General features: G+C 62.9%; 10 protein-coding genes and 1 riboswitch. All 10 genes read right to left on the minus strand.

Going from position 1 to position 9,560, the window contains the following annotated elements:
* Positions 1-397: alanine--tRNA ligase-related protein (locus ABIV12_RS13430; protein WP_348060119.1), on the minus strand; the 397-nt coding region annotated here is incomplete at its 3' end.
* A gap of 63 nt (positions 398-460) precedes the next feature.
* The gene (locus ABIV12_RS13435) at positions 461-964 is read right to left on the minus strand and encodes a regulatory protein RecX (RefSeq protein WP_348060121.1); all 504 of its coding nucleotides are present in this window, start codon (positions 962-964) and stop codon (positions 461-463) included.
* A gap of 143 nt (positions 965-1,107) precedes the next feature.
* The gene (locus ABIV12_RS13440; RefSeq protein ID WP_348060123.1) at positions 1,108-1,563 is read right to left on the minus strand and encodes a TIGR01244 family sulfur transferase; all 456 of its coding nucleotides are present in this window, start codon (positions 1,561-1,563) and stop codon (positions 1,108-1,110) included.
* Between the two features lie 112 nt (positions 1,564-1,675).
* Positions 1,676-2,713, minus strand: a complete 1,038-nt coding sequence (gene recA, locus ABIV12_RS13445) for a recombinase RecA (RefSeq protein WP_348060125.1) — start codon at positions 2,711-2,713, stop codon at positions 1,676-1,678.
* A gap of 120 nt (positions 2,714-2,833) precedes the next feature.
* Entirely contained in the window at positions 2,834-3,343 is a 510-nt protein-coding gene (locus tag ABIV12_RS13450) for a CinA family protein (RefSeq protein ID WP_348060127.1), read from the minus strand.
* 90 nt (positions 3,344-3,433) lie between these two features.
* A complete protein-coding gene (locus tag ABIV12_RS13455) occupies positions 3,434-3,841 on the minus strand; it encodes an acyl-CoA thioesterase (RefSeq protein ID WP_348060129.1) in 408 nt (135 codons plus the stop codon).
* Positions 3,842-3,843: 2 nt separating this feature from the next.
* Positions 3,844-4,866 (minus strand): ribonucleotide-diphosphate reductase subunit beta, encoded by a 1,023-nt coding sequence (locus ABIV12_RS13460; protein ID WP_348060131.1) that lies wholly within the window; start codon positions 4,864-4,866, stop codon positions 3,844-3,846.
* A gap of 118 nt (positions 4,867-4,984) precedes the next feature.
* Positions 4,985-7,306 carry a ribonucleoside-diphosphate reductase subunit alpha gene (locus tag ABIV12_RS13465; protein ID WP_348060138.1) on the minus strand — a complete coding sequence of 774 codons (2,322 nt, stop codon included), beginning with the start codon at positions 7,304-7,306 and terminating at the stop codon, positions 4,985-4,987.
* 330 nt (positions 7,307-7,636) lie between these two features.
* Positions 7,637-7,810, minus strand: a riboswitch (cobalamin riboswitch).
* A 131-nt stretch (positions 7,811-7,941) separates the two neighbouring features.
* A complete protein-coding gene (locus ABIV12_RS13470; RefSeq protein ID WP_348060133.1) occupies positions 7,942-9,204 on the minus strand; it encodes an RNA polymerase sigma factor in 1,263 nt (420 codons plus the stop codon).
* A 62-nt stretch (positions 9,205-9,266) separates the two neighbouring features.
* Positions 9,267-9,560: SRPBCC family protein (locus tag ABIV12_RS13475; RefSeq protein ID WP_348060136.1), on the minus strand; the 294-nt coding region annotated here is incomplete at its 5' end.

The raw sequence follows: 9,560 nt of genomic DNA on the forward strand, positions 1-9,560 counted from the left end.
CATCGGTGTGATAGATCGTGACGGTGAGCTTTTCGGCTGGCAGCTTGAACACCTGGGTCAACAACTCCCACGCCCACTCGATCGCCGCGCGCTTGAAGTAGTCGCCGAACGACCAGTTGCCGAGCATTTCGAAAAACGTGTGGTGTCGCGCCGTGTAGCCGACCGAATCGAGATCGTTGTGCTTTCCGCCAGCGCGCAGGCACCGCTGCACGTCTGCGGCGCGGACGAATTTCAGCTTCTCGCTTCCGAGAAACACATTCTTGAACTGCACCATGCCGCTGTTCGTGAACAGCAGCGTCGGATCGTTCGATGGCACCAGCGAACTCGACGGCACGATGGTGTGATCCCGCGAGCGGAAAAACTCGAGGAACGCGGAGCGGATTTCGGAAGTTTTCATGGGCGGCACGGTTTGAGGAGGCTCAGGTCAGGCACGAGAAACGTGCGGTCGAGGCCAGCATTCTCAATCGAAATCCTGACCCGGATCGTCCACTTGCGTGCGCGTGACGGCGCGTACTGTCGCCGGATCGAAGCCTCGGCGCAAGAGAAAGGCAACCCGCTTTGCCTTCTCCGCTGCGTCGGCGGCGGCGGCCCCGGCAAAGCGCCGGCGGACTTGTTCCGCGGCGATCGCCACCCAGTCGTGACCGAGCTCGCCGAACACCTCTCCGATTGCCGCGTCGCTCAAACCGTGAGAACGCAGTTCCGCGGCGATTCGTCGCGGACCATAGCCTTGGGACACACGACGACGCGACAGGCTTTCCGCGAACCGGTCATCGCTCTGGTAGTGCTGGCCCTTGAGGCGATCGATCGCCTCGGATGCATCGGTCTTCTCGTAGCCGCGCAATGCCAGTTTGAGCTTGAGTTCCCGGGTCGAGTGCTCGCGACGTGCGAGGAGTCCGAGCGCCCTGTCATACGCGGCTGCGGGTGCCGGAGCGGTTTCAGACTTGGAAGATTTCCACTTTGACATGGCGGGCGACGCAATCGTTCAGCAGACCAATGGCAGCAGACCGGTCATCAACGCAATGACGAGGCCGACGATGGCGCCCACGACAAGCCCAGCTGCTGCGATGAAAACAGAGCTCGCACGATGCGCGCCAGTCGACGCCATTCTCACGGAGACGCGCTCCGCGCGGCAACGCGCAACTGAATGTCAGAGAGAAGATCATCGGCCGACTGGCCTGCAGAGGCCACAGCGCGGACGATCTGCTCCGCGTCGAGCCCGCCGGTCCGCTTGGCTTCCGCCATAGCCCAGGTGCGCGCCGCGCGTCGACCGCTGCGGCAATAAAGGAGAACTGGACGAACCGAATGGTCAAGCGTCTGTTGAAGAGTATCGACAGCGAGAAGAGGTATATCGCCGTGCCCAACGGGAAGGTAAGTGAACGCAAGACCGTTGGCCCGCGCGGCGCCGTCCATCTCGGCGGACGACGGCTGAACCGGCTCTTCGCCGTCAGGCCGTAGATCGACGATCGCGTGAAAACCCCGTGCCTTCAAATCGACGACTTGATCGGGCAGAACCTGTTCGGCGATCCAGATCCCGTCCGAGAGCTGCTTCGGCTTGACCGGCACGCTGCGCGTCGCAGACCACGCAGCAACGCCCAGGACCGCAAGCGCACCGATCAGCGACGACACGAAAAATGTCCCTTTCAAACCAGCCATGGTGCGCGCCCGCAGCGGATTCCTACGCTTCTTCCTCGACTTCGACGGCCGCCTTCGCTGCCGTCTTCTCCGGTTTCGCCAGCAGCTTCGCGCGCAGCTGCACGTCGATTGCGTTGGCAATCTCCGGATGCTCCTTGAGGTAGAGACGGACGTTGTCCTTGCCCTGTCCGATGCGATCGCCGTTGTAGCTGTACCACGCGCCTGATTTCTCGACCAGGTTGTGCGCCACGCCCATTTCGATCAGTTCGCCCTCGCGAGAGGTTCCCTCGCCGTAGAGAATCTCGAATTCGGCCTGGCGGAATGGCGGAGCCACCTTGTTCTTGACCACTTTCACGCGCGTGTCGGAGCCGATCACTTCTTCGCCGCGCTTGATGGCGCCGGTGCGCCGGATGTCGAGGCGCACGGACGCGTAGAACTTCAGCGCGTTGCCGCCTGTGGTGGTTTCCGGACTGCCGAACATCACGCCGATCTTCATGCGGATCTGGTTGATGAAGATCACCAGCGTGCCCGACTTCTTGATGTTGGCGGTCAGCTTGCGCAGCGCCTGGCTCATCAGGCGCGCCTGCAGACCGACATGCGTGTCGCCCATTTCCCCTTCAATTTCGGCTTTCGGCGTCAGCGCCGCCACCGAGTCGATGACAACCACATCGACAGATGCCGAACGTACGAGCATGTCTGCGATCTCGAGGGCCTGCTCGCCGGTGTCCGGCTGCGACACCAGCAAGTCATCGACGTTGACGCCGAGCTTCTCGGCATAGGTCGGATCGAGCGCGTGCTCAGCGTCGATGAATGCGGCAGTACCGCCGGCGCGCTGACAACTCGCGATCACCTGCAGGGTGAGGGTGGTCTTGCCCGACGATTCCGGGCCGTAGATCTCGACCACGCGGCCGCGCGGAAGGCCGCCGACGCCGAGCGCGACATCGAGACCGAGCGAGCCGGTCGAGACGACTTCGATCGCCTCGTCGACACGGTCCCCCATGCGCATGACCGCTCCCTTGCCCAACTGCTTTTCGATCTGGCTCAGAGCTGAAGCGAGCGCGCGGCGCTTGTTGTCATCCATCGTGGAATCCTCGGTAGTGATGCGGCGACTGTGCCGCTGGCGCGTCTCATCAGGTAAGACGCGCGAAGCCGCCGCCGATTATCCCACAGCCGCCAGCACGCGCGATCCGCGGATGACGGTTCAGCTCGTAAGAATCCGCCGCACGCCATCAAGCGCCGCGCCGACCGTCTGCCGGCGCACTGCTTCGCGATCGCCGTCGAAGTGGAACAGTTCGGCACGCGCGTAGCCGCCTCGCCGCTTCCAGCCAATCCACACGGTGCCGACGGGCTTGTCGATCGTTCCACCGCCCGGACCTGCGACGCCAGTGACCGCGACCGCGATGCCCGCGCCGTAACGCGCGAGCGCGCCCGACACCATTTCGACGACCGTTTCCTGACTCACCGCGCCGGTGCGCTCGATCGTCTGCGGCTGGACGCCCAGAAGGGATTCCTTTGCCTGATAGCTGTACGCCACCACGCCGCATTCGAACCATGTCGAGCTGCCCGGAATATCCGTCAGGACCTTCGCGATCCAGCCGCCGGTGCACGATTCGGCTGCGACAACGGTCATGCCGCGCGCAATCAGGCACTCCGCGACGACGTGCGCCTGCGCGTTGAGTGTCTCGTCCGAAGGAAGATCGACAGCAGCCATCGTGGCGCCCTCAGCGAACGCAAACCGCGAGCATACTCCAGCCCCCGACCCGTTCCGAAGGGCGATGCGCATCAAACCAAGGCGTGAGCGTCATCGCCGTTCGAGCGACCGTTCGACCGCGACTGCTGCGCCATGTTCGTCGACTGCGACCATCACGAATTCGCCTGACGTCGCAAGTTTCTGTTCGGCGCCCGGCGTCTCTTCGCGCAGCATCGAAACCCGCACGGTCATCGAACTCCGGCCGACACCGGTCACCTCGGCAACAAGTTCCACAATGTCGCCGAGCCGCACGGCCAGGCGGAAATCGATGCGGTCCGAGCGCGCAGTCACGACCGTGCATCCAGCGAAGCGACTGGCGACCAGGAACGCCGCCTTGTCCATCCACGCAAGTGCCTGGCCACCGAACAACGTGCCGAGGTGATTGCAATGGTGTGGAAACACGATCTCGACCAGCCGCGCCGCAGAGGCCGATTCGGCCGTTGCGACATCAGTGGACATGTTCAAAATGCATGGTCGAAGCTCACTTCGCCCTGCACCGCCACCTGATAGGCGGATACCCGACGCTCGAAGAAATTCGTCAGCTCCTGCACATCCTGCAGCTCCATGAATGGAAACGGATTCTTCGCGCCATAGCGCGGCGGCAAGTGCAGCATCGCCAGCCTCTGATCGGCAACGTACTCCAGATATTCGCGCATTTCCTTCAACGTCATGCCAACCACGCCCTGCCCCAACACGTCCTCTGCGAATGCGGTTTCGCAGTCGACCGCGTCAGCAATCATCTCGGTCGCCTGCGCAGCCCACTCGGCATCGAACAAATGCGGTTCCTCGCGCTCGACGGTGCGCAAGACTTCAAACGCAAAACCCATGTGCGCCGACTCGTCGCGAAAGACCCACGCGGTGCCCGCCGCGAGGCCGGGAAGCAATCCTCGAGAACGAAGGAAATATACATAGGCAAACGCGCCGAAGAAGAAAAGTCCTTCGATGCAGGTCGCGAAACAGGTGAGATTGAGCAGGAACTGCCGGCGATCGCCGTCCGAGCGGATGCGGTCGAGGGTCTGGATCGAATCGATCCAGCGCTGGCAGAATTCGGCCTTGCGACGGATCGATGGAATGTTCTCGATCGCCGCGAACGCCTGCGCTCTCCGCTCGGGCTCGGGAATGTAGTTGTCGAGCAGGGTGAGATAGAACTGCACATGCAGCGCCTCTTCGTACAGCTGGCGAGAGAGGTACATGCGGGCTTCGGGCGCGTTGATGTGCGTGTAGAGATTGAGCACGAGATTGTTGGCGACGATCGAGTCACCGGTCGCGAAGAACGCGACGAGTCGTTCGATCAGGTGTCGATCGGCGGGCGTCATGCGCTGCAGGAGGTGCCCGAGGTCGATCTGGAAATCGATCTCCTCCACCGACCAGGTGTTCTTGATCGCCGCGCGGTACATCTCGTAGAACTGGGGATAGCGCATCGGGCGCAGCGTCAGATCAAAGCCAGGATCGAGCAGACGTGCAACAGGTGGGGCAGTGTTCATTTCAACTTCCAGGCAACGTGGCAACACGACCATTCCGGCAGCATCGGCAACCGTGGCGCTTCCGGTGCAAAAGAATTTCGATGGATCCCCGCGCGCGCGGGAATGACGGACCCGATCATCATTGACAGGCTTCGCACGACTCCGGATTCTCGAGCGAACAAACCAGCGCTTCCGCGTCGGTGTAGGTCTTCGCCGGTATCGCCCCGAGCGTCGTCTTCGCGATCCGCGTCGCCGGGCGCGAGCGCAGGTAGTACGTGGTCTTCAGGCCCTGCCTCCATGCGTACATATACATGCTCGACAACTGGCCGATGTTGGGGTTCTCGATGAAGAGGTTGAGAGATTGGCTCTGATCGATGAAGGCGCCGCGCTCCGCTGCCATGTCGATCAGCGCGCGCATGGGCGTTTCCCATACCGTTCGATAAATCGTCCGTAGTTCTTGCGGCAACTCCGCAATGGCCTGCACCGATCCTTCGGCCGACTTGATCGCATCCCGAATCGCGCTCGTCCAGAGTCCCAGCCGTTTCAACTCGTCGACCAGATACCGGTTCACCTGCAGGAAATCGCCGGACAGGGTTTCGCGCTTGAACAGGTTCGATACCTGCGGTTCGATGCACTCGTAGCAACCCGCGATCGAGGCGATCGTCGCGGTCGGGGCGATCGCGATCAGCAGCGAATTGCGTAGCCCGTACGTGCGGATATCCGCACGCAGCGCGTCCCAGCGTGCGCTATCGCGCGGCGTGACATTCCACGCGTCGAACTGCAATTCTCCGCGTGCAGCGCGGGTGTCGGAGAATGCCGGGTGCGCGCCTTTTTCGCGCGCAAGCTCGAGCGAGGTCCGCAGCGCCCAGTAGTAGATTTCCTCGGAAATGCGCGCCGACAAATTGCGCGCGGCAGTGCTGTCGAACGGCAGGCGCAACGCGAAGAACAGATCCTGCAACCCCATCAATCCGAGACCGACCGGCCGCCAGCGCATGTTCGACGAGCGCGCCGTATCGATCGGATAGAAATTGAGATCGATCACGCGATCGAGCTGACGCACGGCGACCTGCACCGTGTGTGCGAGCTTGTCGAAGTCGAACGCGACGCCGTCGTGATGCCGCGAGAGGTTGATCGAGCCGAGATTGCACACGGCCGTCTCGCCATCGTGCGTCACCTCGACGATCTCGGTGCACAAATTGGACAGGTGCACTGCGTTGTCGGGTTTTGCAGTCTGGTTGCACGCGCGGTTGCACGCGTCCTTGAACGTCATCCAGCCGTTGCCGGTCTGCGCCAGCGTCCGCATCATCCGCGCGTACAGATCGCGCGCCTTGATCGTCTTGCGCGCGAGCCCCTGCGCTTCCGCCTGCACGTAAGCACTTTCAAATGCATCGCCCCACAGGTCGGGGAACGCCGGCACGTCTTTCGGATCGAACAGCGACCACGCAGCGTCGATGTCGACGCGCTTCATGAACAGGTCCGGCACCCAGTTCGCGAGGTTGAGATGATGGGTGCGGCGCGCATCGTCCCCGGTGTTCTCACGAAGCTCCAGAAACGCTTCGACGTCGGCGTGCCACGGTTCGAGATAAACGCACGCGGCGCCTTTGCGCTTGCCGCCCTGGTTGACTGCGGCGACGGATGAATCCAGCGTTTTCAGCCATGGCACGATGCCGTTGCTGAGTCCATTGGTCGAGCGGATCAGCGATCCTTCCGAGCGCACCCGGTGCCAGGCGAGACCGATGCCGCCGGAGAACTTCGACAGCAGCGCGACATCGCGGTACTTCGCGTAGATGGCTTCGAGCGAATCCGCCGGCGAATCGAGTAGAAAGCAGCTCGACAACTGCTCATGACGCGTGCCGGAGTTGAACAGTGTCGGCGAACTCGGCACGTAGTCGAGTGCTGCGAACAAGTGGTAGAGCTCGATCGCGTCGATCACGTTTTCGCTGAGCGAACACGCGACGCGCAGCCAGAACTGTTGCGGCGTCTCGATCACCTGACGCTGCGTCGGATGCTTCAGAAGATAGCGGTCGTACAGCGTGCGCAGGCCGAAGTACTCGAAACGCATCGAGTACTGCGGATCGATCGCATCGTTGAGCTTGCGCGCGTTCGCTTCGACAAACGCCAGCACGCGTTCGTTGATCAGGCCGGCATCGAAACCGAGGCGGATCGACTGCGAAAACGAGTACACGCCGAGTCCCTGCACTTCCTTGTCGACGTAGCCCGCCAAAAGACGCGCCGCAACTTTGGAATATTCCGGTTCCTCCGCGATGAACGACGCCGCTGTGCGGATCGACAGCTCGTCCAGCTCGCGCGTGCTCGCCCCGTCGTAGAGTCCGGCGATCGTCTTCAGCGCGACGCGCATCGGTTCGACATCCGGGAGCGCTTCACAACAGCGCGTCACCGCGCGGACGATCTTGTTCAGATCGACCGGTTCTCTTGCTCCGGAACGCTTGGTGACCTGCATCGATGTCGGGCCGGGATGCCGCGGCGTGAGGCGGAAACCGGTCTGGTCGGGCGATGGCGCTGCGGGGGCCGCGTCAGTCCGCGGTGCGGCATCGACGGTATCGGGGGCGGACATGCGGATGTTCTCCTTCGCGAGCAAACGGACCGCAGGAGAACAACACGGCGACGCACGGATTGAGACACATCTCCGCGGCCATCGCCGGCTCCGCTCCCGCGAGCGAATTGAAGGACACGCAGAGGAGACCGATCGAAAGGCAAACGCCGCGATGCGCGGGCGTGATCGCTTTCGGCCGGCCCCTCCCACGAGGACCTTCGAGCCAGTCGGCGCCCCTTGCGGAGCGACGGTCGCGGCGGATATCCGGACTCCCGGGCACGAGGTTGATCTCTCTGTTCGAACGCGGCAGTTGCGCGATTCGATCCCGGTCACCGTTGCGGGGCAGCTCCGGATTTCAACCGGATTCCCTGAGCCGCCTTTCGGCGTCTCACCCAGATGTTGTGCTGGGCGCCATCGACCGGCACAAGATAGGCGATACCCTGCCGAAGATCAACGGGCAATCACCCTTGCAGAAACGGGTCAGCAAGGTTGCTTTTCCGCAGGAGGCGTCGCAGCAGAAGTGCGGGCACCGGTGTCGATCATCATTCCCCCGCGGCGGCCGCGCGAGCCAGCAACAACTCGCGCTCCCGTGCATTGCGGGTCATCGTCGCCGCCTGCTGGAATTCCCGCCTCGCCTCATCCCTGCGTCCGAGCTTTGCCAGGAAATCGCCGCGCACGCTCGGCAGAAGGTGGTAGTTCCTGAGTGCCGGCTCCGACGTCAGGGTATCGACGAGTTCAAGCCCCGCAGCGGGACCGAACGCCATTCCCAGCGCGACCGCACGATTGAGTTCGACAATCGGAGATCCTGCAACAACAGCAAGCGTTCCATACAACGCCGCGATGCGCGGCCAATCGGTGTCGCCGCTCTTCCGCGCGCGCGCGTGACACGCCGCGATCGCCGCCTGCAGCGTGTAGGGTCCGACGGCGCCGCCGAGTTTTTCGGCACGGGCGAGAGCGACAAGGCCGCGGCGGATGAGCAATGCATCCCACTGCGCGCGGTTCTGGTCAAGCAACAGGATCGGTTCCCCGTTTGCACCGACACGGGCGCCCGCGCGTGACGCCTGTATTTCCATCAGCGCGAGCAGGCCATGCGCTTCCGCTTCATCCGGCATCAGACCAACCAGCAGGCGACCGAGTCGCAGCGCGTCCTCGCACAGACGCGGCCGCATCCAGTCATCGCCTGCAGTGGCCGTATAGCCTTCGTTGAAAACGAGATAAATCACTTCGAGGACAGACGCGACACGTTCTGCGAGTTCGCTGGCGCGGGGCACCTCGAACGGAATCTGCTCGGAAGCGAGGGTCTTCTTCGCGCGCACGATCCGTTGCGCGATCGTTGGTTCGGGCACGAGGAACGCGCGCGCGATTTCGTCGGTGGTGAGACCGCCGAGCAGTCGCAAGGTCAACGCGACCCGGGCTTCGGTCGAGAGCACCGGATGACAGGCGGTGAAGACGATTCGCAGCAGGTCGTCGCCGATGTCGTCGTCGATGGCCGCTTCGAATTCCATGCCTGCATCCTCCTGATCCGCGGCAAGCTCGTGCCCGATCTGCTCATGCTTGCGCGCGAGCAACTGGATCCGTCGCAGCCGATCGATCGCCCGGTGCTTGGCCGTCGCCATCAACCATGCGCCCGGGTTGTCGGGCACGCCGGTTTCCGGCCAGCGCTCCAACGCCGCGACCAGCGCATCCTGCGCAAGCTCCTCGGCCAATCCTACGTCGCGTACCATGCGAGCGAGTCCCGCGATCAATCGCGGAGACTCGATCCTCCAGACGGCGTCGATTGCACGATGGGTTTCAGTGGTCGTCATGACCGCCGATCAAACCATCGTCGCCTGCCTGATGCAACACGAACGGGCGGACGTTTGGAACGTCACATTGCTTCCGCCTGCGCCTTGATGTTGGCAAGGCCGGTTTCAAAATCCTTGCCGACCATGCGATCCATGTTCATGAAGACGTGCATGATCTTGCCGACGAACGGCGTAGGCCCATGCATCGACCAGTTCACCACCGTTTCCCCGGCCGCCGGGGTCAGCGTGAACTCGGCCGTGTTGTGGGCCTCGAACGGCGCAACGAAATCGAGCTTGATCACGATGCGCGACGGCGACGACTCGAGGATTTCCATCCGCCCTTCGCCCACCTTGCTGTTGCCCTTCCATGCATACAC

The sequence above is a fragment of the Dokdonella sp. genome (assembly GCF_039926425.1).
Taxonomy (GTDB): Bacteria; Pseudomonadota; Gammaproteobacteria; order Xanthomonadales; family Rhodanobacteraceae; genus Dokdonella_A.

Coding starts and splice junctions, on each gene's coding strand:
- ABIV12_RS13450 (WP_348060127.1), bottom strand. CDS start 3,343: ATGGCTGCTGTCGATCTTCCTTCGGACGAGACACTCAACGCGCAGGCG.
- recA (WP_348060125.1), bottom strand. CDS start 2,713: ATGGATGACAACAAGCGCCGCGCGCTCGCTTCAGCTCTGAGCCAGATC.
- ABIV12_RS13470 (WP_348060133.1), bottom strand. CDS start 9,204: ATGACGACCACTGAAACCCATCGTGCAATCGACGCCGTCTGGAGGATC.
- ABIV12_RS13435 (WP_348060121.1), bottom strand. CDS start 964: ATGTCAAAGTGGAAATCTTCCAAGTCTGAAACCGCTCCGGCACCCGCA.
- ABIV12_RS13465 (WP_348060138.1), bottom strand. CDS start 7,306: ATGCAGGTCACCAAGCGTTCCGGAGCAAGAGAACCGGTCGATCTGAAC.
- ABIV12_RS13460 (WP_348060131.1), bottom strand. CDS start 4,866: ATGAACACTGCCCCACCTGTTGCACGTCTGCTCGATCCTGGCTTTGAT.
- ABIV12_RS13455 (WP_348060129.1), bottom strand. CDS start 3,841: ATGTCCACTGATGTCGCAACGGCCGAATCGGCCTCTGCGGCGCGGCTG.